Source organism: Pseudomonas weihenstephanensis, from assembly GCF_016812185.1.
Classification (GTDB): domain Bacteria; phylum Pseudomonadota; class Gammaproteobacteria; order Pseudomonadales; family Pseudomonadaceae; genus Aquipseudomonas; species Aquipseudomonas weihenstephanensis.
Genome location: NZ_JAAEBV010000005.1, coordinates 405019 through 431158, shown reverse-complemented (window position 1 = coordinate 431158; position 26140 = coordinate 405019). Strand labels below are relative to the sequence as shown.

Genomic DNA, 26140 nt, shown 5'->3' with positions numbered 1-26140 from the left:
GGTGGTGTATGCCTTGTTGTGGCTGCCGCAGGCGGCGGTTGCGGCTAAAAGGGGCGCATTTGAGGCACAGTCATCGTCTTCAATAAAAGGAAACATTCGTGAACCTTGTCAAGGCACAAACCGGTGCCGTAGATGTTGCCACAGCGGTGGCCGGGAGCGTCCAGTATCAAGGCCGCAAAGCCAGTCGACATGGCAGTGAGCAGCGTCGGCAACTGATTCTGGATGCAGCGATGCGTATTGTGGTGCGCGATGGCGTGCGCGGTGTGCGCCATCGTGCAGTCGCTGGCGAGGCGGGCGTGCCGCTCTCGGCGACCACCTATTACTTCAAAGACATCGATGACCTGATCCACGATACCTTTGCCCAGTACGTGGAGCGCAGTGCGGCCTTTATGGCCAAATTGTGGCAAAGCACTGAGGGCCAGCTGCGCGAAATGGTGGCGTACGGCGATGGTAGCCCGCAATCGCGCTCACAACTGGCCGATGAAATCGCGGCCATGACGGCGCACTATGTGGAGCACCAACTGCTGACCCGGCGAGACCAGTTGCGCGCCGAGCAGGCGTTCCATCAGGCCGCGCTGCTTAACCCGCGGCTGGCCGTACTGGTGCGGGCACACGAGCAAATATTTTTGCAGGGCACGTGTCAGATCTTTCAGGTGCTGGGTTCCAAACAGCCGCAGCAGGATGCCAATGTCTTGACGGCGATTATCGGTCGGATGGAATATCAGGCCCTACTTAATGGCGCGCAGCCAGCAGTCGATGCAGAGCGGCTCGCTATCCTCACGCGCTACATGCACTTGGTGTTGGCCGCTTTATAGAAGGATGCAGGCATGAAAGGTTGGCGCGTAATGCTTCTGGCAGTCTCGTTTTTACTGTTGAACGGTTGTCTGGTCACCTTCAAGCAAGCCCCTTTGGTGGCACAAACGGCCCCGCAGTCGCTGCTGGGCAAATGGAGCAGCAAAGACGCTTGGGGGCAGGCGCGCCATTTGAACATTCGCGCCATCGATAAAACCCGCTATCAAGCCGAGGTTTACCCCAAGGGCGAGCCCAAGGCCCGTAAGCGCTACACCTTCATCGTCGCCCGGCACGGCAACCGTTGGTACGCCTCGGCGGCGTTGCCGGCGAACGTGGGTGGCGATTACACACTCAATGGCTTTGAACTGACCGACGCGGGCGAACTGGTGGTGTATGACCTTGACCTTGAGCAAATCCGTCAGGCCATCAGTCAGTCCGCGTTGAGCGGCGACACGGTGGAAACCGCTGAGGGGACTGGCGTACAGATCAACAGCCCATCGGCTAAAGTCTTTGCTTATCTGGATGACCCGGCGAACTCCGACGTGTTTGTCGAAATCGCCCGCTATCAGCGCGTGGCCAAGTAACAGCCCACATCAAAGGAGCACCGGGTGGACGATTATCAACGCACGATTCGTACCTTGTCAGACCGCATCGTGCTGGCCCAAACCCCGATCCGCGTGCTGGATGCGGTGAAGTGGGATGACAGCATCCGTCAGGGGTTTCTCAAGGCCAAGGGCAAGCAAATGCCAGCCGTGGACCGCGATTACTACCTGGGGCGGCCGCTGTCGTTTGATTCGGGCGCGGTGAAGCTGGAATTTCAGAACATCGAACGTGATATTACCCGCCAGTTGGGTCAGTTCAACCCGGTGGGGCAGATCATGCGCCGCATGTGCAAAGAGTACCGAATGGTGGTGCGCATGCTCGAAGCGCGTGGCACTGAAGATTTCGGGCTGATCTCGCAGGAACTCTACGGCGCGGCCTCCGATGCGTTCCACGCGGGCGACCCGACGCTGGCCGATCTGGGGCTGATGATGTCGGACTATCTGGACAACATCGATGATCGCGGCGCGCTTAAAGACGAAGCCAAAACCCTGACCGCCAAAGACGCGGTGAGCATGCTGCAAAGCCGACTGAACAAGGTGTTCGGTGAGGCCGAGGATACCATTCGCGTTTTTGAGTCTGACGGCATCGTGGCCGATGCGGCGGCAGGTGCGGACTACATCAAGATTCGCACCGATGCGATGTTCAACGAACGTGATGTGCGGGCGCTGGAAGTTCACGAAGGGCTGGTGCATGTCGGCACCACGCTCAACGGGTTGAACCAGCCGATCTGCACCTTTCTGGCCAAAGGCCCGCCGTCTTCGACGGTGACGCAGGAGGGGCTGGCAATTTTGATGGAAATCATCACCTTTGCCTCCTACCCCAGCCGCTTGCGCAAACTGACCAACCGCACCCGCGCCATTCACATGGTGGAGGAGGGCGCGGACTTTATGCAGGTGTATGAGTTCTTCCGTGAGCAAGGCTTTGAAATGCCTGAAAGCTATGGCAATGCGAGTCGGGTATTCCGTGGGTCAGTGCCCAATGGCCTGCCATTTACCAAAGACTTGTCCTACCTCAAGGGCTTCATCATGGTTTACAACTACATTCAGTTGGCCGTGCGTAAAGGCAAGCTGGAGCAAGTGCCGCTGCTGTTTTGTGGCAAGACCACGCTGGAAGACATGCGCACCCTGCGCCAGTTGGTGGATGAAGGGTTGGTGGTGGCGCCCAAATACTTGCCTGAGCAGTTTCGTGACATGAACGCGCTGGCGGCCTGGATGTGCTTCTCCAACTTCCTCAATCATTTGAGCCTGGACCGGATCGAAGCGGATTACTCCAACATCCTGTAACGCTTCGGTAGCTCCCGCGGGGTTACAGGCCCCTCTTTAATAGGATTGCTCCATGAAAACCCTGGCTGCACTCTGCCTGCTGCTTGCCCTCAGCGGATGCAGCTCGCTGCTGTTTTACCCGGAACCCGGCCAGCCCGTCACGCCGACGGCGGCGGGGTTGGCGTACCGCGACGTCACGTTGACCGCCAGCGACGGCACCCGTCTGCACGGCTGGTGGTTGCCGGCCAAGCCCGGTGTGCCGCTCAAGGGCACGGTGCTGCACTTGCACGGCAATGGTGGCAACCTGGCTTATCACTTGGGGGCTGCCGCGTGGTTGCCCGCCGAGGGCTATCAGGTGTTGATGCTTGATTACCGTGGTTACGGCTTGTCACAAGGCTCGGCCCGTTTGCCCGAGGTGTATCAGGACATCGACGCGGCGTTCGACTGGTTGCAGCACCAACCGCAGGCTCAAGGTGTGCCGTTGATTGTGCTGGGGCAAAGCCTGGGCGGTGCGATGGGGGTTCACTATTTGAGCAAACACCCGCAGCAGCGGGCGCGCGTCACAGCGATGGTGCTTGACGGTGTACCGGCCAGTTACCGTGAGGTCGGGCAGTTTGCCTTGAGCACTGGGTGGCTGACGTGGCCGCTGCAAGTCCCGTTGTCGTGGTGGGTGCCGGACGCTGACAGCGCGCTCTACGCGATACCGGACATGGGCAATTTGCCCATGCTGATCTTCCACAGTCTGGATGACCCGGTCGTGCCGCTTTCCAACGGCATCCGGTTGTATCAAGCTGCGCCCCCGCCCAAGGTGCTGCAATTGACGCGCGGCGGGCATGTGCAGACGTTTGCCGACCCGACCTGGCGGCAAGTGATGCTGCGTTATCTGCAAGACCCGCAACACTTCAATGGCGTGCGGCGCCTGGGTGAAATCCCCAATTACCCCGCCACCCCGAATTCGAAAAACGTTGAACCAGAGAGCCAACCATGAGTGAAGAACGTAACGCCATCCCGCTGATCATCACCGGTATTTGCACCATCATCGGCACCGTGGGTGTGCTGTGGTACTACGGCTACCTGCATTTCGCCAAGCCTGAAGATGCCCTGTTGCTCAGCGACTTCACCATGCTCAAAACCATTCCCGGCGAAGATTACAAAGTGTCGCTGACCCCGGCTAACCAAGTGGCGCAGTGCGTCGATGGCATCATCGTGCTGTTCGACACCGAACAGAAAGGCCTGACCGGTGTACTGGTGAACAACAAGAAACAAGCTGTGCGCTGCCTGGGCCAGGAAACGCCCAAGCTGGAGCAGTAAAACCCTGTACCCGGCGCGAGTTGGCCTCGCGCCGGGCGGTCAGGGGGTGTTAGGCGACTTGCGTCCACAGTGTATCCGCTTGCCCTGGGGCCCACGAAACGTTCGAGATATGCGCTTGCAGGCACTGCCAGTGTCTCCCGTTGTGGCTCACCCGCTCATTCACCAAGTACTTCGTGTTAAGTGCCCAGAGCGGATACTCACCGCCACCTTGATCAGCCTCGGTTTTGACCGAGAGCACATTGCTGGGGGCTGACGCTTGAGCACGTTCGTCCAGCGCCGTGACGTAATAGCGGTATTGCGTGTTCGGTGTCAGGCCGGTGTCATCGAATGAAGTCTTATCGGCCTTGACCCGCGCGATCTCCTGGTCGTTACGGTAGATGAGGTACTGCGTGATGGCAGAAGGCCCCGTCGATGCGCCCCACATCACACTTACAACGGTCGAAGTTTGGCCCATGCTGTGCAGGTTTTTTGGCGCAGTGGGAGGCGCATTTTCTCCGCCCTCTGCAGGCGTTATCACTTCAATGGCGCGGCTGGGGGTAGACATATTGCCGAGTTCATCAATGGCGCTGATGAAGTAGGTGTACAGCGTTTCAGGCCTAACGCTGTTATCCATCCAACTGAGCAGCGGCGCGATGACATCCACCGTTGTAGAGCCGTTGCGTATCAATCGATAAGCGGCAATGGGATGAGGGCCAGTGGAGGCACCCCACGTCAGTGTGATGTGCTTGTCAGTCACCTCCCGGGTCATCAGATGGCTCGGCGTAGTGGGGCGCTCTTCGCCTGCGTCATCGGCTAAAAAGTCCAGGTCGATGACCTGATAAAACGCATTGCCCGTGTTTGCCACTTCCCATACAGCCAACAGCACGTGGTAGCCCTCACGCTGGGGGAGCGGAACGCCATGCACGGTGGGCGACGAGGGCATCATCGCATCGGTATGTTCCCAGAAGGGCTGGAGGTTGATTTGCACGGTGTAAAAAGGTTCGGCCTCGAATTGGTCACGGCTTAAAACGCGCTCTGGGTTCCAGTCTTCTTTGGTCATGAAGTAGTTCCAGCGCCGTGTGGCATGGTTGGCGGTGAAGTGCCAGTACACCTCTAAAGCCTCGCCCCCTCGAACCTCATGTTTTTGCCAATGACTACCCGGTGCATCGAGTGCAGCGCCGGTAAGCTGGTTGGCGCTGGCAATCTTTCCGTCCGGCGGAGGCGCCGCATTGAGGGTGTCCTGTTTCGCGTAAACATCCAACTGATCAGCGGCTGTTGTTGGAAAAAACTTGCCTGACTCCCGCTGGTTTAAAGCGCCTTCATCCAGTTCCCCTGCTTGCCACGCAAAGTAGGCCCGTGAGGCGGGTGAAAAAACATGCCCATGACGCGGCACCTTACTTTTGCTGATGACGTTGTTTGTACGAATTTTGGACATTGTGCGCCTCTGATTTTGATAGTCCTAAAGAGAAACATGCTGACGATTAGGCAGAAAATCCCTCAGCAACGGCAATGACCGCTAACGCGACGAGGCTTTGGTACACGCATGGATTGGCCATCCAACCGTGCAGTCAGAGCGTTATATATAGAGAGGGTACGGGGCGGTGAGAACTGTCAGAACTGACAGTTGGTTAGAGCAATTCGAAATTAATTGGCTATTTTTATGTGCGATTTACGTCTATAGGCTGACCTACCGCACGCACAAAAACGCCCCCACTGTCGGGATTGAGTCCGACGATGGGGGCGTGGTGTGCTGCGCAGCTTAGATCAAGCTGTTACTGCATCGACGAACGCGGCGCTACGGGCTGGTTGTCGTTGGAGATGGTCACTTCAACGCGGCGGTTCTGGGCACGGCCGGAGTTGGTAGCGTTGCTGGCCACCGGGTATTCCTTGCCATAGCCTTGAGCCACGATGCGTGATTTATCAACACCAGCAAGTACCAGTGCGTTTTTAACCGCGTTGGCACGGCGCTCAGACAGGCCCTGGTTGTAAGAGGCCGAACCTTTGCTGTCGGTATACCCTTCAACGATCACTTTGCGATCCGGGTTTTTGATCAGGTAGTTGGCCAGCGTGGTGATGCTGTCACGGCTGTTGGACTTGAGGTCTGCACGATCGAAATCAAACAGCACATCACCGAAGGTGACCAGGGTGCCACGCTCGGTTTGCTTGGCATTGAGGCTCTGCAACTGACGGATTTGCGCGTCACGAGCTTCTAGCAGGGCTTGAGCACGGGCGGCAGCGGAGTTTTTCAGCTGGTTTTCAGCAGTGCGTAGCGCGATGGTCTGCTTGGCCACTTCAACACGCTGGTTGGTCAGGTACGCCAGTTGGTCAACCTTGGACTCGTCTTCTTTGTCCAGGTAAGCCTTTTGTGCCTTGTCCAGCCACTCGCTGGCGTCTTTGGTTTCCAGGGCGGCGACCTTGGTGGCTTCCGGGTTGGTTTGCAGCGCCGAGAAGTTGGTCTTGGCGTTTTCCAGGTTGATGTTTGGCTGGTGCGAGCACGCCGCCAAGCCAACGCTGAGGGCCAACAGGGCAGGGATCAGTACTGTGTTACGCATAATATTTAGTCCTTTCTAACGATTAGGAATGCGAAGTCGCAGAGACAGGCAAAAAGGGGCGGCGTTTACTTAACGCTGCGCATGCCTTCCTGACGCAGTTCCTGAACGGCTTTCTGAGCATCCTGAACGGCCTTCTCGGCTTTAGCGGCCTGGGCTTTGCGTTCTGCTACGCGAGCATCCCACTCGGCTTGTTCAGCCAGACGCTTGGCGTCCTTGTAGTTTTTGTCGTGCATGGCCAGCTCGGCTTGCTTGAGCTTGTCTTGCGCCGACTTCATTTCCACCGGGGCGTATTCGGTACCGCCAGCGCTCACGGCGTTATTGACCGCCGATTGAGTCACTGCGTATTGCTCGGACGGCGGGTTGCCAGCACAACCGGCCAAAACGAAGCTGGTACCGATTGCCAACGCAGCCAGTTTTAGCCCGCGCAGGCGAGGTGAGGTGGTTTTGACAGTGCGGGTCATCATGGTCTTCAACTCCATTAGGTAACTCCTGAAAAACTTCAAATTCCATCACGTCTGTGGCGTCAAACAGGATTGCCTGTGATGTCACCCGGAGTGTTGATATCCCTGCCCCGGCAGTGATGGTTAATGGGTGTGACCGAAACGATTTTTGAATAGTTCAAAAAAAAAGATGGCTAATGGCCTAATTATTAGTGACCGATCAGTCACGCTATTTTGCCGCGATCAAAGCGATGCCAAGCACTGATTTAGAGGGCGCGCCGGGTTCTATAAGGGTTTGCGGGCAGACGGTAATATTAAAAAGCCAGCGTACGGTCCTTGCTGAAACGCGTCAGCGTGCAGGTTTTTTTTATCGCACGTGCGGCTTGCCATGCACAACGATTGCGACGCACTCTTGGGCCACGAGCTGTCCCCGGATACTGCTGGAGAAATTGCTGATGACCGATATTGCTGCACGCTTGCGCGATGATGTTCACCTGCTGGGTGAACTGTTGGGTAATACAATCCGTGACCAGTACGGCGAAGCGTTTCTCGCCAAAATCGAACGCATTCGTCAAGGCGCCAAGGATGACCGGCGTGGCACCACTGGCGAGGAGTTGAGCACCATTCTGGGGGATTTGAACGATGACGAAGTGCTGCCGGTGGCGCGAGCGTTTAACCAGTTCTTGAACCTGGCCAACATCGCCGAACAGTACGAACTCATCCACCGCCGTGAAGAGGGGCAGCCCGAGCCGTTTGAATCGCTGGTATTGCCTACGTTGCTGGGGCGTTTGCTGGCTGAGGGGCATAGCGCCGAATCTTTGGCGCGACAGGTTGCGCGCCTGCAGATCGAGCTGGTGCTGACCGCGCACCCGACCGAAGTGACCCGTCGCACGTTGATTCAAAAATACGACGCCATTGCCGCGCAGTTGGCTGCACAAGACCACCGCGACCTCACGCTCAGCGAAAAAACACACATCGAACAACGCCTGCAACGCTTGATTGCCGAAGCGTGGCACACCGAAGAAATCCGCCGCACGCGCCCCACGCCCATTGATGAAGCCAAGTGGGGCTTTGCCGTGATAGAGCATTCCCTGTGGCATGCCTTGCCGAACATGATGCGCAAGGCCGATGAGGCGCTGTACGCCGCCACCGGGCTGCATTTGCCACTGGAGGCCGCGCCGATTCGCTTTGCGTCGTGGATGGGCGGTGACCGCGATGGCAACCCCAATGTGACTGCCAGCGTCACCCGCGAAGTGTTGTTGTTAGCACGCTGGATGGCGGCGGATCTGTACCTGCGCGACCTCGATAAACTGGCGGCTGACTTGTCGATGCAGCAAGGCACACCGGCGTTGTTGGCCGCCGCCGGGGACAGCGTCGAGCCTTATCGTGGCGTACTTAAACAATTGCGTGAGCGCCTGCGCATAACCCGCAATTGGGCACACAGCTCGCTGAGCGTGACCCAGCCTGCACCTGAAAGCGTATTGCATGACAACCGCGACCTGCTGGCGCCGTTGCAGTTGTGTTATCAGTCGCTGCACGCTTGCGGCATGGGGGTGATTGCGGACGGCCCATTGCTTGATTTCCTGCGCCGCGCGGTGACCTTCGGTTTGTTTCTGGTACGCCTCGATGTGCGTCAGGACGCGGCGCGTCACGCCTCGGCGATGACCGAAATTACCGATTATCTGGGCCTGGGGCGCTACGAAGAGTGGGATGAAGACACGCGCCTGACCTTTCTGATGCGCGAACTGGCCAACCGTCGGCCGCTGTTGCCGGGTTATTTCAAACCCGGCGCAGACACCGCAGAAGTACTCGCCACATGCCGTGAGGTTGCCGCAGCGCCAGAAGCCTCATTGGGTTCGTACGTGATTTCGATGGCAGGTGCCGCCTCCGATGTACTGGCGGTGCAATTGCTGCTTAAAGAGGCGGGGCTGGAACGACCGATGCGCGTGGTGCCGTTGTTTGAAACCCTGGCCGACCTCGACAACGCAGGCCCGGTGATTGAACGCCTGCTGCTGTTGCCCGGTTATCGTGCGCGCCTGCACGGGCCGCAAGAAGTGATGATCGGATACTCCGACTCCGCCAAAGATGCCGGCACCACGGCCGCCGCGTGGGCGCAATACCGGGCACAGGAAACACTGGTCAATATCTGCCGCGATCAGCAAGTCGAACTGCTGCTGTTTCATGGTCGGGGTGGCACCGTGGGTCGAGGCGGCGGTCCGGCGCATGCGGCCATCTTGTCTCAGCCGCCGGGGTCGGTGGCGGGGCGTTTTCGCACCACCGAACAAGGCGAAATGATCCGCTTCAAGTTTGGTCTGCCCCAGATCGCCGAGCAAAACCTCAACTTGTATTTGGCGGCGGTGCTGGAGGCCACGTTGCTGCCACCGCCCTTGCCTGAACCGGGCTGGCGCGTGCTGATGGACGAGTTGGCCGCCGATGGCGTCAAGGCGTACCGCAGCGTGGTGCGCGATAACCCGCAATTTGTGGAGTACTTCCGCCAATCCACCCCGGAGCAAGAGTTGGGGCGCTTGCCGCTGGGCAGTCGTCCGGCCAAACGCCGGGCGGGCGGCATCGAAAGCCTGCGAGCCATCCCGTGGATCTTCGGCTGGACCCAAACGCGGCTGATGCTGCCGGCATGGTTAGGGTGGGAAACGGCCTTGAACAACGCGCTCAAGCGTGGAGAAGGCGAAGTGTTAGGGCAGATGCGCGAACAATGGCCGTTTTTCCGCACCCGTATCGACATGCTGGAAATGGTGCTGGCCAAAGCCGATGCCGACATTGCGCGTTTGTACGACGAGCGCCTGGTGACGCCCGAACTGCTGCCATTGGGTGCGCACTTGCGCGACTTATTGTCGCAGGCGTGCGCGGTTGTACTGGGCTTGACCGGGCAGACGCAACTCATGGCGCACAGCCCTGAAACCTTGGAATTCATACGTTTGCGCAACACCTACCTTGATCCGCTTCATTTATTGCAGGCCGAATTGCTGGCCCGTTCCCGGCGCCAGGAAGCGGCGCAAGACAGCCCTCTGGAACAAGCATTGTTGGTCACGGTGGCCGGAATTGCGGCAGGCTTGCGTAACACCGGTTAACGAAAAAACCGGCTCAGTGACCGTGCCCCTCACGACGCAGCCTGTGCACCAACACCTGCACTGGCTGCGTGGGCACAGCACTTTATTGCAAGGCTGCGCGCTGTGACACCCCGTCGCACGGGCCTGTCAGCCTCTGATTATTCCTACTTTTGCCGTCTTGTGTGGCTCGGGCCTGCTGTGTATCTTGGTCAGCCCTTGGCCATTTTGATGGCCATCACCTGATTCTGAGATTGGCCCAAAGAGGCGAGTCTGTTGTCATTTAAATAAAAATTTTAGGAGCACATCGATGCGCGTCATTCTGCTGGGAGCTCCCGGGGCCGGTAAAGGTACTCAGGCAAAGTTCATCACCGAAAAATTCGGTATCCCGCAAATCTCCACCGGTGACATGTTGCGTGCAGCCGTCAAGGCAGGCACCGAGCTGGGCCTGATCGCTAAAAGCGTGATGGACAGCGGCGGTCTGGTTTCCGATGACCTGATCATCAATCTGGTCAAGGAACGCATCAGCCAGGACGACTGCAAAAACGGTTTCCTGTTCGACGGCTTCCCGCGCACCATTCCGCAAGCTGAAGCACTGGTCAAAGCTGGTGTCGAGCTGGACCACGTACTGGAAATCGCCGTAGAAGACGAAGAAATCGTCCAGCGCATTGCTGGCCGTCGCGTGCACGAAGCGTCGGGCCGCGTTTACCACGTCGTCTACAACCCGCCTAAAGTTGAAGGCAAAGACGACGTGACCGGCGAAGCGCTGGTGCAACGTAAAGACGACACCGAAGAAACCGTGCGTCACCGTCTTTCGGTTTACCACTCGCAGACCAAGCCGTTGGTGGATTTCTACCAGAAGCTGGCCGCTGCTCAAGGCAAGCCAAAGTACAGCCACGTTGAAGGCGTTGGCTCAGTACAGGACATCACCGCCAAGGTGCTTGCTGCCCTGAACTGATCGTCGATTTGCCCTGATACAACAGCCCGCTTGCGGGCTGTTGTTGTTTATACTGCTGCACTTTTTAAATTCTGATTCTGACGGGAACACCGATGAGCACCTTGCTGGCCCTGGATACCGCGACTGAAGCTTGCTCTGTTGCCTTGCTGCACGATGGCAAGGTTACAAGCCACTACGAGGTCATCCCGCGCCTGCACGCGCAAAAGCTGTTGCCCATGATTCAAACCTTGCTGGCCGAGGCCGGAGTCAAACTGTCGGACGTTGAGGCCATTGCATTTGGCCGCGGGCCGGGCGCGTTCACGGGTGTGCGCATCGCCATCGGCGTGGTGCAAGGGTTGGCGTTTGCGCTGGAGCGCCCGGTATTGCCCGTCTCCAACCTCGCGGTACTGGCCCAGCGAGCCTACCGCGAGCACGGCGCTACCCAGGTGGCCGCTGCAATTGATGCGCGCATGGACGAAGTGTATTGGGGTTGCTACCGCGAAGTGGCCGGTGAAATGCGCTTGGTCGGGGCTGAAGCCGTATTGGCGCCTGAAGCCGCGCAACTGCCGGACGACGCCACGGGCCAATGGTTTGGGGCGGGTACTGGCTGGGGCTATGCCGAACGTTTGAGCCCTAAGCCGTACGCAATGGACGCGGGCATGCTGCCGCACGCTGAAGACTTACTGACCCTGGCCCGATTTGCCTGGGCACGCGGCGAAGCCATCGTGGCCGACGAAGCCCAGCCGGTGTACCTGCGAGACAAAGTTGCCACCCCCAAGCACCCTGTTCTGGCCTCGTAGCCGCTGACGAAGCCTGCGTGCGGTGGCGTCGCCGTGGTAAAGCTTCACGCCACGATGCCAGCACCACCGGACGCAGCCTGCGCCAGCGACTACAGTTATGGGCAGGGTTTTAAACCTTTTCGCTTTTTTGCAGTCTAGTCTTCACTTGGGCAATTGCTTAGTTCGGCCGGTGCCGCTAAATTGCCATCATTGCAACCGAGCTTATCGCTATGCGCATCGACGGATTTTCCTCACAGTCTTACCCGATCAAGCGCAAGCCGCGTAAAGGCCAGGCGCTGGTTGACGAGTCGGTGGAAGACAGCGAAATCGTCTTCGAAAACGCCCCGCAAGCCGCACGCACGCCTCCCTCCGGTGAGCGCATCAGCCAAGTGCCCGCCCGTCAGCAAGACATGATTTTCCAACGTGTCATGAGCAAAAAAGTCGCCAGTGCCCTGACCAGTTACCTGACCACGGCAGGCTTCGTCGACTGGGACGCTGAAGTGCTGGGGCTAGACCTGTACATTTGAGCCATGACGCAAAATCCTCTCCCGTATTACCTCGGTTGCCCCGCCTGGAGTGAAAACGCCTGGCGCGAAGGCTTGTACCCGCAAAACGCGCGGTCCACCGAGTTTCTGAGCCTGTATGCGCAAGTGTTCAATGCGGTCGAAGGCAACACCACGTTCCACGCCACGCCTGCTCTGGCCACGGTCGAGCGCTGGGCGCAGAGCATGCCCCAACATTTTCGTTTCACCGCCAAGTTCGCGCGGGAAATCAGCCATGGCGGTGATTTGCGTAGCCAAGGGCCAGCCGTGGAGAGCTTTCTTCAGTTGCTGCGCCCGTTAGGCGCGCGCGTAGCACCGTTGTGGCTGCAACTGCCCGCGAGCTTCGGCCCTCAGCGTCTTGCAGAGCTGGTGAGCTTTATAGACGCCCTGGAGCGCCCGTTGGCCGTTGAAGTGCGCCACCCGGCCTTCTTTGCCAAAGGCGATGCCGAGCGCCTGTTGAATCGCGTGCTGAGGGATCGCGGTGTCGAACGCATCTGTCTGGACTCGCGTGCATTGTTCAGTTGCACCTCCACCGCACCCGCGGTGCTGCATGCCCAAGAAAAAAAACCTCGTGTGCCGCCGCGTCCTGCGGCCTTTACCTTGTTTCCACAGGTGCGCTTTATCGGTCGGCCGCAATTGCAAGCCAACGATGCGTTTTTGCTGCCGTGGGTGGAAAAGGTTGCGGGCTGGATCGAAGAAGGGCGCACGCCGTATGTGTTTTTACACACGCCGGATAATCACTTGGCACCCGAGTTGGCGCGGCGTTTTCATGCGCAATTAAGCGAACGGTTGCCGGGAATGCCGGCATTGCCCGTGCTGCACACCCCGCAGACGAGCGAACAACTGGGGCTGCTTTAAGCCGCCAGGCGCAGGTTATTGATGATCAGCGGTCGTGCCCAGCCCAGATCAAAGTCCATTGCGCGCTGCTGCTCAATCAACGTCATGGCATCGAACGGCTCGGCAGGTTTGTCCAGCAAGTCCATTTCGAACTCTGCTATCGGCAGGTGCAAAGGCCGCGGCTCAGGCGCTGGGCCTGGTTCAGGCAGCGGGTGACCGGCGGCCATTACGATCGGGCGCACCCAATGGCTGTCGAAATCTTGCTGATGCTGTTGGGCGAACAGCTCATCCGGCGGGTAAGGCTTGGCAATGGGGGGCAACAAGTCCAGTTCGAACTCGGCAATGGGCAAAAACAGCGCTTCGGGCGGGCGCAGCTCGGTGTCTATCACGTCGCAATGGCGCTGGGTCACGATGCTGCTCAGCAAATCACTGCCGCCGCGGGGTTCGACGTTTTCATCGCTCTCTACCGGTTCGATGTCGAGCGGTGAGAATTCGTCAGTACCGGACTGCTCGACCAATGCCTGGGCGTAGAAGTCCTTCCACAGGTGATTGACACTGCCCGTGATCTGCGAATTGTGACGGCCAAAATCGCCAATTGGCGCGATAAAGCCTATCGATGTGGAATGAATGTCTGACATAGCTCTCGGTCGACGCCCAGCTCTGGCAAAATGCCGGATATTTCATTTATCGGCAGCGTTTGCCGATCATTAAATTTTTGAGCGTGTTTTTAAATGAGTGAGCAAACAGCAGGCTGTCGAATCAACGTCCAGGCACTGGACGAGGCGTACCAAGCCTTGGCCCAGCAGTGGGCCGAGCGCCTTGGCCTGCCGATGGACGAGGCGGATGCCGAGTTCGCCTTGCAAGTCAGTGCGCACGGTCTGCAATTGCAGCAGTTGGGCGCCGATGCGCCGGGGCCGGTACGTGTCGACTTTGTAGAGGGTGGCGCTGCGCACCGGCGTTTGTTTGGCGGCGGCACCGGGCAAATGATCGCCAAGGCTGTGGGCATCCAGCAGGGCGTGCGCCCACGGGTGCTGGACGCCACCGCCGGGCTGGGCAAAGACGCGTTTGTGCTGGCCAGCCTGGGCTGTGAAATGAGCCTGATTGAACGTCAGCCGTTGATCGGTGCGCTGCTGGAAGACGGCCTGGCTCGTGGTCTGGATGACCATGAGGTGGCGCCAATCGTGTCACGCATGAAGTTGCTCAAAGGCAATTCGATTGAGGTGATGCGTCACTGGGAAGGCGAGCCACCGCAGGTGATCTACCTCGATCCGATGTTCCCGCACCGAGAAAAAACGGCGCTGGTGAAAAAAGAAATGCGCTTGTTCCGCCCCTTGGTAGGCGATGACAACGATGCGCCAGCATTGCTCGAAGCGGCGTTGGCGCTGGCAAGCCACCGCGTTGTGGTCAAACGCCCGCGCAAGGCCCCGTGCATAGCAGGCCCCAAACCAAGCCATGCACTGGACGGCAAATCGAGCCGCTACGACATCTACCCCAAAAAAGCCCTCAAGCCCTGAGCCGCCGGGTTAATCCGCCCTGTAGGCGCGCATAAACAATGTCACGACCTCGCGCACATGGGCCTCGGCCTCTTGCGCGCTCAACGGTTCGCCGCAGCCATGCAGCAGGCGAAAGTTGGGTGCGCCCTTGAGCAGGCAAAAAAAGTGCTCGGCCGCATGGTGGGTGTTGTTGATCCGCAGTGTGCCTTGCTGGTGGATGCGATCCAGCAAGCGCTCCATCTCCAGCACCACATGGTGCGGCCCGGCGTCGAAGAATATCTGCGACAGCTTCGGGTCCTGGCTGCCCAACGTGATCATCAACCGGTGCAGGTTTAACGACTCCTCACTGTTGATCAGCGTGTGAAACCCGCGCCCGATGTTTAACAGCACCGTTTCAATCGGCACGCCGTGGGGCAATGCAAAAAACAACTCCGGCAACTGCTCAGTGCACTTGGCCATCACGGCGGCCGAGAACAAGGTCTCCTTGTCGGTGAAATGGCTGTAGACCGTCAGTTTTGACACGCCAGCCAGGTTGGCAACGGCGTCCATGCTGGTGCTGGCAAATCCCTTGCTCAAAAACAGAATTTTGGCCGCATCCAGGATCGACTGGCGTTTTGCCAGATCTTTGGGGCGGCCGGGGGCATTAGGGACTAAAGGTTGGTCAGACATTTCCGTTTATTACTGGACTGGTGAGTTTAGTATTAATAACATGCCGCCCAGTATAAATATTCCAAGCCCTATAAGCGAAAGGTCGTCTCCATGTTGCGTCATGCCTTGCCCCGCGCTGTGCCTGTCTGTTTGGTATTTTTGTTAGCTGCGTGCGGGCATGAAGAGCCTGCTCAGGTCAGCATCAGCCCGGCGATTGTGGTGCAACCCCAACCTTCGGCGCTGGCGACCCAAAGCTATCCAGGCGAAGTGCGCGCACGGTTTGACCCGCAGTTGGCCTTTCGCATCGGCGGCAAAGTCACGCGCCGGTTGGTCGATGAAGGTGAGCGGGTCAAGGCCAACCAGCCATTGGCTGAGCTGGACCCGCAAGACGTTCGCCTGCAACTGGACGCGACCCGCGCTCAAGTGGCGGCTGCACAGGCCAACCTTAACCTGGTGCGCTCCGAACGTGATCGTTACAAAACGTTGCTCGACCGTCAGATGGTCAGCCGTTCCCAGTTCGATAACGCCGAAAACCTTTATCGCGCAGGCGAGGCCAAATGGCAGCAGTTGCAAGCCGAGCAAAACGTCGCCAGCAACCAGGCCAGCTATGCCGTATTACGCGCGCCGCAAGATGGCGTCATTGCCCAGCGCCAAGTGGAAGTCGGACAGGTCGTGGCCGCAGGTCAGACCGTTTTTACGCTCGCTGCCGACGGTGAGCGTGAAGTGTTGATCAGCGTGCCCGAGCAGGCGTTCGCGCGGTTCAAGATTGGCCAGCCGGTGTCGGTTGAGCTGTGGTCCCAGCCCGATCAGCGGTTTAGCGGGCGGATTCGTGAGTTGTCGCCATCGGCCGATCCCAAGTCGCGAACCTTTGCAGCCCGTATCGCCTTCACGGCTGGCAAAGTGCCTGCCGAGTTGGGGCAAAGTGCGCGGGTCTTTATCCAAAACGAAGGCGTGAGTTCGTTGTCGGTGCCGCTGTCGGCACTGAGTGCTGAAAACGGCGCGGCCTATGTGTGGCGGGTTGGCCTTGGCAACAAGCTGGAGCAAGTGCCTGTGCGTGTTGGTCCGTATGGCGAGAAAACAGTGCCGGTGCTGGAAGGCCTCACGTCTGTGGATTGGATCGTCGCCGCCGGGGCGCATGTGCTGCATCAAGGGCAGGAGGTACGGCCTATTGATCGTTCCAACCGAACGATCAATGTCATGGCGAAGGAGTAATTCCCATGGGTTTCAACCTATCTGCATGGGCGTTGCGCAATCGCCAGATCGTCCTGTTCCTGATGCTGTTGCTGGCCATCGTCGGTGGGCTTTCCTACACCAAATTGGGCCAAAGCGAAGACCCACCGTTTACGTTCAAAGCCATGGTGATTCGCACGCTATGGCCCGGCGCCACGGCTGAAGAGGTCTCGCGTCAGGTCACTGAGCGCATCGAGAAAAAACTGATGGAAACCGGCGAGTACGAACGCATCGTGTCGTTCTCGCGCCCCGGTGAATCGCAAGTGACGTTTATGGCGCGCGATTCCATGCACTCCGATGAAGTCCCGGCGCTGTGGTATCAGGTTCGCAAAAAGATCAGCGATATCCGCCACACCTTGCCGCCCGCCATTCAGGGACCTTTCTTCAACGACGAATTTGGCACCACATTTGGCAATATCTACAGCCTGAGCGGCGAAGGTTACGACTACGCAGTGCTCAAGGACTACGCCGATCGCATCCAGATCCAGCTGCAACGGGTCAAGGATGTGGGCAAGGTCGAGCTGCTGGGCCTGCAAGACGAAAAAATCTGGATCGAACTGTCCAACCTCAAGCTGGCTACGCTGGGTTTGCCGCTGGAGGCAGTGCAAAAGGCCCTGGAGGAGCAAAATGCGGTCTCGACCGCCGGTTTCTTTGAGACCCCGACCGAGCGTGTGCAACTGCGCGTCAGCGGCAACTTCAAGACTGTCGAAGAGATCGAGCGCTTCCCGATTCGTGTCGGTGAGCGCACCTTGCGCATTGAAGACGTGGCGGATGTACGCCGTGGTTTCAATGATCCGCCTGCGCCGCGTATGCGCTTTATGGGCCAGGACGCCCTGGGTCTGGCTGTGGCCATGAAAGACGGTGGTGACATTCTGGTGCTGGGCAAGGCGCTGGAGACTGAGTTTTCCCGTATCCAGAAAAACCTGCCGGCCGGTATGCACCTGAGCAAGGTCTCTGATCAGCCGGCAGCGGTTAAAACCAGCGTCGGCGAATTCGTGCAGGTGTTGGTCGAGGCCTTGGCGATTGTGTTGCTGGTGAGTTTTTTCTCGCTGGGCGTGCGTACCGGCATGGTGGTGGCGTTGACCATTCCGCTGGTGCTGGCCATGACGTTTGCCGCCATGCATTACTACGGCATCGGCCTGCATAAGATCTCGCTGGGCGCGTTGGTGCTGGCCCTGGGTTTGTTGGTCGATGACGCCATCATCGCAGTGGAAATGATGGCGATCAAAATGGAGCAAGGCTACGACCGCTTCAAGGCGGCGAGCTTTGCGTGGACCAGCACTGCCTTCCCGATGCTCACGGGCACGTTGATAACAGCCGCCGGTTTTTTACCTATCGCCCTGGCGCAGTCGAGTACGGGTGAATACACCCGCTCGATCTTTCAAGTGGTGACCATTGCGCTGCTGGCGTCGTGGATTGCGGCGGTGGTCTTTGTGCCTTATCTGGGCGCCTTGCTGTTGCCAGATTTGGCCAAGCGCCATGCCGCCAGGCATGGCACCGGTGATGGCGCAACAGACCCTTACGGCACGCCGTTTTATCAACGTATCCGGCGGTTGGTGGAGTGGTGTGTGCGGCGGCGCAAAACCGTGATTACGCTGACCGTGCTGCTGTTTATCGGTTCGGTGGTGGTGTTCAAGTACGTGCCCCAGCAATTCTTTCCGGCATCGAGCCGTCTGGAACTGATGGTGGACTTGAAGTTGGCCGAAGGCGCGTCTTTGAGCAACACCACTGAGCAGGTTGAGCGTTTGGAAGCCTTGCTCAAAGACCATCCCGGCATCGTCAACTACGTGGCCTACGCCGGGACCGGTTCGCCGCGTTACTACTTGCCGCTGGACCAACAATTGCCTGCGGCCAGCTTCGCGCAGTTTGTGGTGCTGGCCAGCAGCATTGAAGACCGCGAGCGCCTGCGCAGTTGGCTGATTGACACCTTGAACGAGCAATTCCCGACGGTGCGCTCGCGGGTGACGCGCCTGGAAAACGGCCCGCCCGTGGGCTACCCGGTGCAGTTTCGGGTCACGGGTGAGCACATCGAGGAGGTACGGGCACTGGCGCGTAAAGTCGCGGCGAAGGTGCGTGAAAACCCTCATGTGGTGAACGTGCACCTGGATTGGGAAGAACCGAGCAAAGTGGTGTATCTCAATATTGACCAGGACCGTGCACGGGCCTTGGGCGTGAGCACTGCTAACGTGTCGCGGTTTTTGCAAAGCACGCTGCTGGGTTCGACGGTCAGCCAATATCGCGAAGACAACGAATTGATCGAAATCCTGCTGCGCGGCACGCCCCAAGAACGTACGCAATTGACGTTGCTGCCGAGTCTGGCCGTGCCGACCGATAACGGCCAGAGCGTTGCCTTGTCGCAAATCGCCACGCTTGAATACGGGTTCGAAGAAGGGATTATCTGGCACCGCAACCGTCTGCCCAACGTGACCGTGCGGGCTGATATTTACGGCAAGGAGCAACCGGCTTCGCTGGTACAGCAGATCTTGCCGACGCTTGAAGGGGTGCGTGCCGAACTGCCCGATGGCTATTTGCTGGAAGTCGGTGGCACGGTGGAAGACTCTGCCCGTGGTCAGAATTCGGTCAAGGCCGGAGTTCCACTGTTTATCGTGGTGGTGCTGACCTTGCTGATGGTGCAACTGCGCAGCTTCTCACGCGTGGCGATGGTGTTTTTGACCGCACCGTTGGGGTTGATCGGCGTGACGTTGTTTTTGCTGGTGTTCAACCAGCCGTTTGGTTTTGTGGCCATGCTGGGCACCATTGCGCTGTCAGGGATGATCATGCGCAACTCGGTGATTTTGGTGGACCAGATCGAGCAGGACAAAGCGGCGGGGCTGGAGGCTTGGCAGGCGATCATCGAAGCGACCGTGCGCCGTTTTCGTCCGATTGTGCTGACCGCGCTGGCGGCGGTGCTGGCAATGATTCCGCTGTCGCGCAGTGTGTTTTTTGGGCCGATGGCAGTGGCGATCATGGGCGGGCTCATTGTCGCGACCGCACTCACGTTGCTGTTTTTGCCCGCGTTGTATGCCGCGTGGTTCAAGGTGAAGAAGCCGAGTGCGTAGGTGCTGCCGCAGGATGAGAGCTGTGTGGGTGCAAAAGATCGCAGCCTGCGGTAGCGCCTACAGGGTTCGTTATGAAGCTGGAACTTGATCGACTCGCAGACGCAGCGGTTGCGGCGTTTTGTCGTTGAGGTCAACGCTATTGCGTTCGGTGGTGATGAACAGCAATTGGCCGTTGTCTTCAATGCGGGCGCTGACGGCGTAGGTATGGCCGGGCTTGACTTGAGCAGGGTCGTAGCTCAAGTGAAACGGCAACGGAACCTGGCCTTTGATCTGGCCACTTTGTTTGGCAAGGGTCACGGCCGGGGCGTCAGCCAGTGAAACATCTTGCAGGCTGACTTCCAGAGTGGCGGTTGGCGGCAAGGCGATGCGTTGCAGGTAGAACACTTCGCCGTCGAGTGTGGCGTGTGGGGTTGAGTTCATTGAGCTACAGGCTCCAAGTAGTGCAGCAAGGCTGAGCACAAGCAGTTTTTTCATGGCAGAAAACTCCGTTTCTATCCCTGAGCAAGTGATTTCACCCAGGGAAGCTGAAGGGATTCTAACAATGAAAAGCGGCTTGGGCGCTGGTGGGTGGCCAACATCGCTGTGACCACGGTGCTGGATGTGGCCTTAGCCGTTGTTGCCGCCGTGAACGCCACCGTCCGGATGGTCGATGCGCCAAGGGGTGCCAGGAGGTGTTTCTTTGTCCGGTACGCCTTGAGTGTCTGCGTCGTTGCCAAGGTCTGGGCGGCCTCGGGTTTCGGCATCGCCGCCAAAATCAGGGCGGCCTCGGGTCTCGGTATCGCCGCCAAGGTCAGGACGGCCTCGGGTTTCGGTGTCGCCGCCAAGGTCAGGTCGGCCGCGGTTTTGAGCGTTATGTTCTACGTGAGTGCCTTCATTTTCTTGAGTCATGTTTGATGTCCTTATAGGTTGACTAGCCTGGGTATGTGCCGATTCATTCGGTACATGCCAAGGCTAGTTGCTTATAAGTCGTCGAAAAATGATCGAGAGCTTTCTGCGTTGTTTTGAAGACTTACCCTACGCTCTGCGGTGTGTCAGCGGCATCTTCTGCACGGTGCAGGGCCACCTGACGGATCGACAGACGAATCTCTGCCGGCAATACGCGTTTGGCTGCGCCTTCGGCCAGTTCCCCCAACAGTTCGTGGTAACTCAACTTGCCGTTGGCATCGCGGCGCAGTACCTCTTCTTCAAGCAGCGTCTGGATAAAGTGGCGGAACAAGCTCTTGTCGAAGAACTCCGGGGCATTCAGGCCATGCAAAATGGACAGGCGTTGAGCCATCATGGTGCACAAGTCTTCCAGTTCTTCGGCGCTCAAGGTGTTTTGACCGCTGTTGAGCAGCAGTGAAATCGCCATGTAAAAGCGTTGCAGGGTTTGCGCAATGCTCTTGGACAACAGCGTCAGCAGCACAAAGTGGCGCGAGCTAGGAGCAGGGCGCAGGTACACCTCGTTTTCGAAACGCAGCAAACCTTGCTCGACAAAAGCCTCCAGCCATTGATCGACGACGCCATCCAGTTCGTCCAGCGTCCAGCGGATGAACAATTCCGATTGCAGGTACGGATACAAGGCGCGGGTGTAGCGCAGGATCTGCTCACGCGTCATTCGCGAAGCGCTCTGGAAGAAGCTGGCCAGTAACGAAGGCAGCGCGAAGATGTGCAGCACGTTGTTGCGGTAGTAAGTCATCAGGACGGCGTTCTGCTCATCCAGATACAGAATTTTGCCCAATGCATCGCTTTGCTCGGACAACAAGTCCATGTCCTTTACATGCTCGATCAGCGCGCGGCCATCCCCTTCAGGCAAGGTGGTGTGCGGTGAATACGGCACGCGGCGCAGCAGCGCCAGATAGAGGTCGAGCACGCGGGCCATAGCGCGATCATCCAGCGCCAGCTTGCTGGTGGACAACAACGCCAGTGCCACCAGATTCACCGGGTTGATGGCGGCCGCTTCGTTCAAGTGCTGAGCCACTTTCTCACCCAAACGATGAGTGGTGGCGTTCAACCATTCAGGACGGTACGACGGTGCGAGTTCCTGTTGGCGCCAGTTCGGTTGTTCGGTGTCGAGGAATTCCGCCAGTTTGATCGGTTCGCCAAAGTTAACCGCCACTTGACCAAAACGCTGTTTGAGCGCGCCAATGACTTTGAAAATGTCGAAAATCGACTCTTTCTTCTTGCTCGCACCGCGCAATTCACCCAGGTATGTACGGCCTTCAAGCACACGTTCATAGCCGATATACACCGGCACGAACACGATGGGCATGCGCGAAGAGCGCAAAAAGCTGCGCAGGGTGATGGCCAGCATTCCGGTTTTGGGTTGCAGCATACGGCCGGTACGCGAGCGCCCGCCCTCAACGAAGTACTCGACCGGGAAGCCTTTGGTGAACAAGGTGTGCAGGTATTCGTTGAATACAGAGGTGTAGAGCGGATTGCCCTTGAAGGTACGGCGCATGAAAAATGCCCCGCCACGGCGCAACAAACTGCCGATGACCGGCATGTTGAGGTTGATCCCGGCGGCGATGTGCGGCGGAGTCAGACCGTTGCGAAACAGCAGGTAGGAAAGCAGCAGGTAGTCGATATGGCTGCGGTGGCACGGCACGTAAATAATTTCGTGACCTTGCGCGACGTCTTGCACGCCTTCGATGTGGTTGACCTTGATCCCGTCGTAAATCTTGTTCCAAAACCAGCTCAGTACCACTTCCAGAAAGCGAATGGCGGTGTAGGTGTAGTCCGAGGCGATTTCGTTGGCATAGCGCAGGGCTTGTGCCTTGGCCTTATCGGGCGAGATGTTTTCGCGCTCGGCTTCGTCGAGAATCGCCTGACGCACGGTTGGCTCATTGACCAGGCCTTTGACCAGATTGCGCCGGTGCGACAGGTCGGGGCCGATGACCGCGGTTTTAAGGTTGCGAAAGTGTACGCGCAAGATGCGCTGAGCCATGCGCACGGTGCGTTCATGGCCTTTGTTATGGTCGAGCAGTTCACGCAAATGAATGGGCGCCGAGAACTGCACGCGGGTCTTGCGGCCCAGAATAAGAATGCGCAGCAGGCGACGCAGACGCCCGGTCACTGCCCAGCTGTCAGCAAACAGCAACTTCCACGGGCTGGACTCGCTGTCAGGGGATTGGCCCCAGAACACACTGACGGGGATGATTTGCGCGTCTTCGCCGGGGTTGGCGGTCAGGCTGTCCACCAAACGGGTCAGCGTCGGCGGGGCCCCGCGTTTGTCCTGGCGCCCTAGCCAGTCGGGTTCTGGAGTCAGGTAAAAGAAGGCGGCAGGTTCAACCATTTGCCCCACGGCCACCGGTAATACCGGGCGCGGCAGGCCCGCCTTGGTGCATTCGGCGTCGACCACCGCCAGTTCTGTCACGGAGGGCGATTGCAGGACGTAGAACACCGGCCGGCTGCGGTCCAGATTAAGGGTGAAGGACGACTGATTAATGGTCTCCGAGCGTACCCACAGGTACAGCAAGCGACGCAAGGCGCCAAACACTAGACGACGGAACGGGGAACGGGTCATACGGCTTCTGCATGAGTGGATTAAAACGAGTGTTTACTCGGGCGGGTAGTGTGCCGTATCTCTGGAAAATCGGCAAAAAAGCTGCGAACTAATATTGATTGAGTGTTTTTCGCGCTGTCTTATACTCGATGCTCTTTCGCCATCAAGTGTAAGACGTTTTCAGCAAACTATAAGTTCGAGCGAAAGTGCTCAATGGGCTGAATCAGCAAGCCCGCTCAAAAATAATAAAGGGGATGCACGCATGACTACGCGGTTTACAGGCAATGTGAAATGGTTCAACGATGCCAAAGGCTACGGGTTTATTCAGGGCGAAGAGGGCAAGGATGTGTTTGTGCACTACCGCGCAATTCGCGGTGAAGGCCATCGCAGCCTGGCTGAAGGTCAACAGGTCGAATACAACCAGGTGACGGGTGACAAAGGCTTGCAGGCTGAGGATGTGGTAGGGCTGTAACGGTAAAACCTGTAGCCGCTGCCCAAGGCTGGATAAGGTCCGAAGGGCCTTCGCTTTTCAGGGGATGGGTCGCTGTGCAACCCATCGCAGCCTGCGGCAGCGGCTACAAGGCCTGTGGGTCAGGAGCCGGTTTTCCAAGTGATTTCTTCTTCGCCGTCTTCGCTGATGCGCACCCAGCGGTCAGCGTCGGCTTCGCCTTGCTCTTCAACCCAGCTACCCGGCGCGCAGCGCACTTCGATGTTCAGTGCCTTGAAGGCGGCGTGGGCACAGGCGATGTCGTCTTCCCAAGGCGTTTGATCGCTGTCCAGGTACAAACTGTTCCATTTGCCTACGGCTTTTGGCATCCAGGTCACGGGAACGTTGCCAGCGGTACACTTCCAGGTTTCGCCTTTCTTTTTCCATTCCGAGCATGTGCCCAGAACCTCTGAAAGCCAGACTTCTACGTCTTTGTAGGTGACGGTTTCTTTCAGGTAAATCTCAATGTCGGGTTGGCGCATGGATGTCCTCACTGCGGGTCTGAAAAATCCATTCGCGGATTAGTCGGGCCTGGGGCGTGTGCCCCTGGCCGTAAAGTGGGTTATTGAAGCACGAAATAATCGTAGCGCATGGACACCGTCACGATTAAAGGCTCGGGGTGTTCGATGACTTCGGCGCGACGTTCGGCGCTGGCGCGCCAGCCGTGCGGGGTCATGGCCAGCAAGTTGGCGCGATCTTGCGGTTCGCTCAAGCGCAGTTTGAACTCCAGTGTTTCACTGTGTTGCAACTGCATGCCTTCAGGTATCAGCGCCAGATGCTTGTCGTCTGCGTATTCACGCACTTCGTCGTACAGGCGTTCGCGCAATTCCATCAGGTGCCCGCGTGTGGGGCCGACACGCATCAGCCCGCCGCCGGGGCTGAGCAAGCGCTTGGCCTCAAGCCAGTCGAGCGGGCTGAACACGCTGGCCAAAAACTGGCAGCTGCCGTTAGCCAAAGGCACTCGGGCCATGCTGGCGATCAACCAGGTCAATTGCGGATTGCGCTTGCAGGCCCGTTTGACCGCCTCGCGGGAGATATCGAGGGCGTAGCCATCGGCATGGGGCAGGGCGTCGGCGATTTGTGCGGTGTAGTAACCCTCGCCACAACCGATGTCCAGCCAGCGCTGCGGGGCGCGCTCGGCAGCCAGCTCCGCCAGGCGCTTGGCCACAGGCGCGTAATGACCGGCGTTGAGAAAGTCGCGACGGGCTTCAACCATTGCCTGATTGTCGCCAGGGTCACGGCTGTTTTTGTGCTGCACGGGCAACAGGTTCAGGTACCCCTGACGCGCACGGTCAAAACGGTGGCCTGCCGGGCAGACCACGCCATTATCGACCGCACTCAGCGGCTCAGAGCAAATAGGGCAGGCGAGCATCAGGCGAGCAACTTGATCAGGGTTTGGTAGTAGATCTCGGTCAGCACATCGAGATCGCTGGCCAGTACGCGTTCGTTGACCTGGTGAATGGTCGCGTTGACCGGCCCCAGCTCAACCACCTGGGTACCCAAAGTGGCGATAAAGCGCCCGTCAGAGGTGCCACCGCTGGTGGAAGCCTTGGTTTCGCGACCGGTCACTTGTTTGATGCTTGAGGCGACGGCATCGAGCAATGCGCCCGGCTCGGTCAAAAACGGCAGGCCCGACAGTGCCCACTCGATGTGCCAGTCCAGATCATGCTTGTCGAGGATATCCGCCACGCGCTGTTGCAATCCTTCGACCGTAGATTCGGTCGAGAAGCGGAAGTTGAACACCGCCACCAGATCACCGGGAATGACGTTGGTGGCGCCGGTGCCCGAGTTGAGGTTGGAAATCTGGAAGCTGGTAGGCGGGAAGAAGTCGTTACCGTTGTCCCAATGCTCGGCGGCCAGTTCAGCCAGCGCCGGAGCCGCCAGGTGAATCGGATTTTTTGCCAGGTGCGGGTACGCCACGTGACCTTGAACCCCGCGCACCGTGAGCTTGGCGCCGAGGGAGCCGCGGCGGCCGTTTTTCACCACGTCACCCACCAGCGTGGTGCTCGATGGTTCACCCACGATGCACCAGTCCAGACGCTCTTTGCGGGCGGCGAAACGCTCAACCACCGCTTTGGTGCCGTGATGCGCCGGGCCTTCTTCGTCGCTGGTGATCAGAAACGCGACCGAACCTTTGTGGTCCGGGTAGTCGGCGACAAAGCGTTCGGCGGCCACCAGCATCGCGGCCAGGCTGCCTTTCATGTCGGCAGCGCCACGCCCGCAGAGCATGCCGTGTTCGTCGATCAGCGCATCGAACGGGTCGTTCTGCCACGCTTGTACCGGGCCGGTTGGCACCACGTCGGTATGACCGGCGAAGCACAGCACAGGGCCGTCGTGTTTGCCGTGGGTGGCCCAGAAGTTGTCCACGTCTTCGATGCGCATAGGCTCCAGTGCAAAGCCTGCATCACCCAAACGCTGCATCATCAGCTTCTGGCAATCGGCGTCGATTGGCGTCACGGAAGGGCGACGGATCAGATCGCAGGCAAGTTGCAGGGTCGGCGAGAGGTCGGCGTGGGCCGTCATGGTGGTGGACTCCGAAGCTGGGCGTGTAGGGAAGCAAACTTTGAACGCTCGCGCCTGTAAGGCTGGGCGCAAAAGGGCGGTTATCTTAAAGCAAAACGGCGGCCAGAGGCCGCCGTTTAG

The 26140-nt window shown here is 58.6% G+C and carries 25 protein-coding genes; 14 read left to right on the top strand and 11 right to left on the bottom strand.

Going from position 1 to position 26140, the window contains the following annotated elements:
* The first annotated feature begins 98 nt into the window (after window positions 1–98).
* From GYN01_RS18115 to GYN01_RS18095, 5 genes are read left to right on the top strand one after another with little or no spacing between them, the layout of a single operon-like run.
* Window positions 99–815, top strand: coding sequence for a TetR/AcrR family transcriptional regulator (locus tag GYN01_RS18115; RefSeq protein WP_203307556.1), 717 nt, complete (start codon window positions 99–101; stop codon window positions 813–815).
* 12 nt (window positions 816–827) lie between these two features.
* Window positions 828–1376: a hypothetical protein gene (locus tag GYN01_RS18110; protein ID WP_048363320.1), complete on the top strand. Its 549-nt coding sequence runs from the start codon at window positions 828–830 to the stop codon at window positions 1374–1376.
* A 24-nt stretch (window positions 1377–1400) separates the two neighbouring features.
* On the top strand, window positions 1401–2678 hold the full coding sequence (locus tag GYN01_RS18105; RefSeq protein ID WP_048363321.1) for a flavohemoglobin expression-modulating QEGLA motif protein: 1278 nt from the start codon (window positions 1401–1403) through the stop codon (window positions 2676–2678).
* Window positions 2679–2730: 52 nt separating this feature from the next.
* Window positions 2731–3645, top strand: coding sequence for an alpha/beta hydrolase (locus GYN01_RS18100; RefSeq protein WP_203307555.1), 915 nt, complete (start codon window positions 2731–2733; stop codon window positions 3643–3645).
* Window positions 3642–3968 (top strand): PA3694 family proteiin, encoded by a 327-nt coding sequence (locus tag GYN01_RS18095; protein ID WP_048363323.1) that lies wholly within the window; start codon window positions 3642–3644, stop codon window positions 3966–3968. Before GYN01_RS18100 ends, GYN01_RS18095 begins: the two co-directional genes overlap by 4 nt.
* 49 nt (window positions 3969–4017) lie before the next feature.
* Here the strand turns inward: GYN01_RS18095 and GYN01_RS18090 are convergent, their stop codons facing one another.
* From GYN01_RS18090 to GYN01_RS18080, 3 genes are all read right to left on the bottom strand, one after another.
* Window positions 4018–5382, bottom strand: coding sequence for a lytic polysaccharide monooxygenase (locus tag GYN01_RS18090; RefSeq protein WP_203307554.1), 1365 nt, complete (start codon window positions 5380–5382; stop codon window positions 4018–4020).
* A gap of 337 nt (window positions 5383–5719) precedes the next feature.
* Window positions 5720–6499: a lipotoxin F family OmpA-related lipoprotein LptF gene (gene lptF, locus GYN01_RS18085; protein ID WP_048400028.1), complete on the bottom strand. Its 780-nt coding sequence runs from the start codon at window positions 6497–6499 to the stop codon at window positions 5720–5722.
* 65 nt (window positions 6500–6564) lie between these two features.
* The gene (locus GYN01_RS18080; protein WP_048363326.1) at window positions 6565–6978 is read right to left on the bottom strand and encodes a DUF4398 domain-containing protein; all 414 of its coding nucleotides are present in this window, start codon (window positions 6976–6978) and stop codon (window positions 6565–6567) included.
* A gap of 416 nt (window positions 6979–7394) precedes the next feature.
* Here GYN01_RS18080 and ppc point away from each other — a divergent pair, with 416 nt between their 5' ends.
* The 5 genes from ppc (at window position 7395) to GYN01_RS18055 (ending at window position 13117) form a co-directional block, all read left to right on the top strand.
* Complete coding sequence (ppc, locus tag GYN01_RS18075; protein WP_048400027.1) at window positions 7395–10025, top strand: phosphoenolpyruvate carboxylase; 2631 nt, start codon at window positions 7395–7397, stop codon at window positions 10023–10025.
* A 286-nt stretch (window positions 10026–10311) separates the two neighbouring features.
* On the top strand, window positions 10312–10959 hold the full coding sequence (gene adk, locus GYN01_RS18070; protein WP_048363328.1) for an adenylate kinase: 648 nt from the start codon (window positions 10312–10314) through the stop codon (window positions 10957–10959).
* Between the two features lie 92 nt (window positions 10960–11051).
* Complete coding sequence (gene tsaB / locus GYN01_RS18065; protein WP_203307553.1) at window positions 11052–11738, top strand: tRNA (adenosine(37)-N6)-threonylcarbamoyltransferase complex dimerization subunit type 1 TsaB; 687 nt, start codon at window positions 11052–11054, stop codon at window positions 11736–11738.
* A 209-nt stretch (window positions 11739–11947) separates the two neighbouring features.
* The gene (locus GYN01_RS18060) at window positions 11948–12244 is read left to right on the top strand and encodes a hypothetical protein (protein WP_048363330.1); all 297 of its coding nucleotides are present in this window, start codon (window positions 11948–11950) and stop codon (window positions 12242–12244) included.
* A gap of 3 nt (window positions 12245–12247) precedes the next feature.
* Entirely contained in the window at window positions 12248–13117 is an 870-nt protein-coding gene (locus tag GYN01_RS18055; RefSeq protein ID WP_048363331.1) for a DUF72 domain-containing protein, read from the top strand.
* Here GYN01_RS18055 and GYN01_RS18050 read toward each other — a convergent pair.
* Entirely contained in the window at window positions 13114–13734 is a 621-nt protein-coding gene (locus GYN01_RS18050) for a hypothetical protein (protein WP_048363332.1), read from the bottom strand. The genes GYN01_RS18055 and GYN01_RS18050 overlap by 4 nt on opposite strands.
* A 93-nt stretch (window positions 13735–13827) precedes the next feature.
* Between GYN01_RS18050 and GYN01_RS18045 the strand changes: the two genes are divergently transcribed.
* Window positions 13828–14610 (top strand): class I SAM-dependent methyltransferase, encoded by a 783-nt coding sequence (locus tag GYN01_RS18045; protein WP_203307552.1) that lies wholly within the window; start codon window positions 13828–13830, stop codon window positions 14608–14610.
* A 9-nt stretch (window positions 14611–14619) separates the two neighbouring features.
* Here the strand turns inward: GYN01_RS18045 and GYN01_RS18040 are convergent, their stop codons facing one another.
* Window positions 14620–15258, bottom strand: a complete 639-nt coding sequence (locus tag GYN01_RS18040) for a TetR/AcrR family transcriptional regulator (protein ID WP_048363334.1) — start codon at window positions 15256–15258, stop codon at window positions 14620–14622.
* Between the two features lie 90 nt (window positions 15259–15348).
* On the opposite strand from GYN01_RS18040, the gene GYN01_RS18035 reads away from it, so the two are divergent.
* Both GYN01_RS18035 and GYN01_RS18030 read left to right on the top strand, forming a co-directional pair.
* On the top strand, window positions 15349–16449 hold the full coding sequence (locus tag GYN01_RS18035; RefSeq protein WP_048400023.1) for an efflux RND transporter periplasmic adaptor subunit: 1101 nt from the start codon (window positions 15349–15351) through the stop codon (window positions 16447–16449).
* A gap of 5 nt (window positions 16450–16454) precedes the next feature.
* On the top strand, window positions 16455–19526 hold the full coding sequence (locus GYN01_RS18030) for an efflux RND transporter permease subunit (RefSeq protein ID WP_048363336.1): 3072 nt from the start codon (window positions 16455–16457) through the stop codon (window positions 19524–19526).
* A gap of 69 nt (window positions 19527–19595) precedes the next feature.
* Here GYN01_RS18030 and GYN01_RS18025 read toward each other — a convergent pair whose 3' ends face one another.
* The 3 genes from GYN01_RS18025 to plsB all read right to left on the bottom strand — a co-directional run bounded on the left by GYN01_RS18025 (window position 19596) and on the right by plsB (window position 23031).
* On the bottom strand, window positions 19596–20000 hold the full coding sequence (locus GYN01_RS18025) for a YbaY family lipoprotein (RefSeq protein ID WP_048363337.1): 405 nt from the start codon (window positions 19998–20000) through the stop codon (window positions 19596–19598).
* A 132-nt stretch (window positions 20001–20132) separates the two neighbouring features.
* Complete coding sequence (locus GYN01_RS18020; RefSeq protein WP_048363338.1) at window positions 20133–20414, bottom strand: hypothetical protein; 282 nt, start codon at window positions 20412–20414, stop codon at window positions 20133–20135.
* 121 nt (window positions 20415–20535) lie between these two features.
* A complete protein-coding gene (gene plsB / locus GYN01_RS18015; protein ID WP_048363339.1) occupies window positions 20536–23031 on the bottom strand; it encodes a glycerol-3-phosphate 1-O-acyltransferase PlsB in 2496 nt (831 codons plus the stop codon).
* 241 nt (window positions 23032–23272) lie between these two features.
* Between plsB and GYN01_RS18010 the strand changes: the two genes are divergently transcribed.
* Complete coding sequence (locus tag GYN01_RS18010) at window positions 23273–23482, top strand: cold-shock protein (protein ID WP_048363340.1); 210 nt, start codon at window positions 23273–23275, stop codon at window positions 23480–23482.
* 119 nt (window positions 23483–23601) lie between these two features.
* Here the strand turns inward: GYN01_RS18010 and GYN01_RS18005 are convergent, their stop codons facing one another.
* From GYN01_RS18005 to dapE, 3 genes are all read right to left on the bottom strand, one after another.
* Complete coding sequence (locus tag GYN01_RS18005) at window positions 23602–23979, bottom strand: hypothetical protein (protein WP_048363341.1); 378 nt, start codon at window positions 23977–23979, stop codon at window positions 23602–23604.
* Window positions 23980–24059: 80 nt separating this feature from the next.
* Window positions 24060–24869, bottom strand: a complete 810-nt coding sequence (locus tag GYN01_RS18000; protein ID WP_048363342.1) for a putative RNA methyltransferase — start codon at window positions 24867–24869, stop codon at window positions 24060–24062.
* Window positions 24869–26020 carry a succinyl-diaminopimelate desuccinylase gene (gene dapE / locus GYN01_RS17995; RefSeq protein WP_048363343.1) on the bottom strand — a complete coding sequence of 384 codons (1152 nt, stop codon included), beginning with the start codon at window positions 26018–26020 and terminating at the stop codon, window positions 24869–24871. Before dapE ends, GYN01_RS18000 begins: the two co-directional genes overlap by 1 nt.
* Between the last annotated feature and the right edge of the window lie 120 nt (window positions 26021–26140).

Bases quoted from the DNA above. Each gene is read 5' to 3' on its own strand.
- lptF (WP_048400028.1), bottom strand. From the start codon at position 6,499: ATGCGTAACACAGTACTGATCCCTGCCCTGTTGGCCCTCAGCGTTGGC.
- GYN01_RS18030 (WP_048363336.1), top strand. From the start codon at position 16,455: ATGGGTTTCAACCTATCTGCATGGGCGTTGCGCAATCGCCAGATCGTC.
- GYN01_RS18035 (WP_048400023.1), top strand. From the start codon at position 15,349: ATGTTGCGTCATGCCTTGCCCCGCGCTGTGCCTGTCTGTTTGGTATTT.
- GYN01_RS18000 (WP_048363342.1), bottom strand. From the start codon at position 24,869: ATGCTCGCCTGCCCTATTTGCTCTGAGCCGCTGAGTGCGGTCGATAAT.
- GYN01_RS18055 (WP_048363331.1), top strand. From the start codon at position 12,248: ATGACGCAAAATCCTCTCCCGTATTACCTCGGTTGCCCCGCCTGGAGT.
- GYN01_RS18100 (WP_203307555.1), top strand. From the start codon at position 2,731: ATGAAAACCCTGGCTGCACTCTGCCTGCTGCTTGCCCTCAGCGGATGC.
- GYN01_RS18020 (WP_048363338.1), bottom strand. From the start codon at position 20,414: ATGACTCAAGAAAATGAAGGCACTCACGTAGAACATAACGCTCAAAAC.
- GYN01_RS18040 (WP_048363334.1), bottom strand. From the start codon at position 15,258: ATGTCTGACCAACCTTTAGTCCCTAATGCCCCCGGCCGCCCCAAAGAT.
- tsaB (WP_203307553.1), top strand. From the start codon at position 11,052: ATGAGCACCTTGCTGGCCCTGGATACCGCGACTGAAGCTTGCTCTGTT.
- GYN01_RS18005 (WP_048363341.1), bottom strand. From the start codon at position 23,979: ATGCGCCAACCCGACATTGAGATTTACCTGAAAGAAACCGTCACCTAC.
- plsB (WP_048363339.1), bottom strand. From the start codon at position 23,031: ATGACCCGTTCCCCGTTCCGTCGTCTAGTGTTTGGCGCCTTGCGTCGC.
- ppc (WP_048400027.1), top strand. From the start codon at position 7,395: ATGACCGATATTGCTGCACGCTTGCGCGATGATGTTCACCTGCTGGGT.
- GYN01_RS18025 (WP_048363337.1), bottom strand. From the start codon at position 20,000: ATGAAAAAACTGCTTGTGCTCAGCCTTGCTGCACTACTTGGAGCCTGT.
- GYN01_RS18095 (WP_048363323.1), top strand. From the start codon at position 3,642: ATGAGTGAAGAACGTAACGCCATCCCGCTGATCATCACCGGTATTTGC.
- GYN01_RS18110 (WP_048363320.1), top strand. From the start codon at position 828: ATGAAAGGTTGGCGCGTAATGCTTCTGGCAGTCTCGTTTTTACTGTTG.
- dapE (WP_048363343.1), bottom strand. From the start codon at position 26,020: ATGACGGCCCACGCCGACCTCTCGCCGACCCTGCAACTTGCCTGCGAT.
- GYN01_RS18060 (WP_048363330.1), top strand. From the start codon at position 11,948: ATGCGCATCGACGGATTTTCCTCACAGTCTTACCCGATCAAGCGCAAG.
- GYN01_RS18010 (WP_048363340.1), top strand. From the start codon at position 23,273: ATGACTACGCGGTTTACAGGCAATGTGAAATGGTTCAACGATGCCAAA.
- adk (WP_048363328.1), top strand. From the start codon at position 10,312: ATGCGCGTCATTCTGCTGGGAGCTCCCGGGGCCGGTAAAGGTACTCAG.
- GYN01_RS18050 (WP_048363332.1), bottom strand. From the start codon at position 13,734: ATGTCAGACATTCATTCCACATCGATAGGCTTTATCGCGCCAATTGGC.
- GYN01_RS18045 (WP_203307552.1), top strand. From the start codon at position 13,828: ATGAGTGAGCAAACAGCAGGCTGTCGAATCAACGTCCAGGCACTGGAC.
- GYN01_RS18090 (WP_203307554.1), bottom strand. From the start codon at position 5,382: ATGTCCAAAATTCGTACAAACAACGTCATCAGCAAAAGTAAGGTGCCG.
- GYN01_RS18080 (WP_048363326.1), bottom strand. From the start codon at position 6,978: ATGGAGTTGAAGACCATGATGACCCGCACTGTCAAAACCACCTCACCT.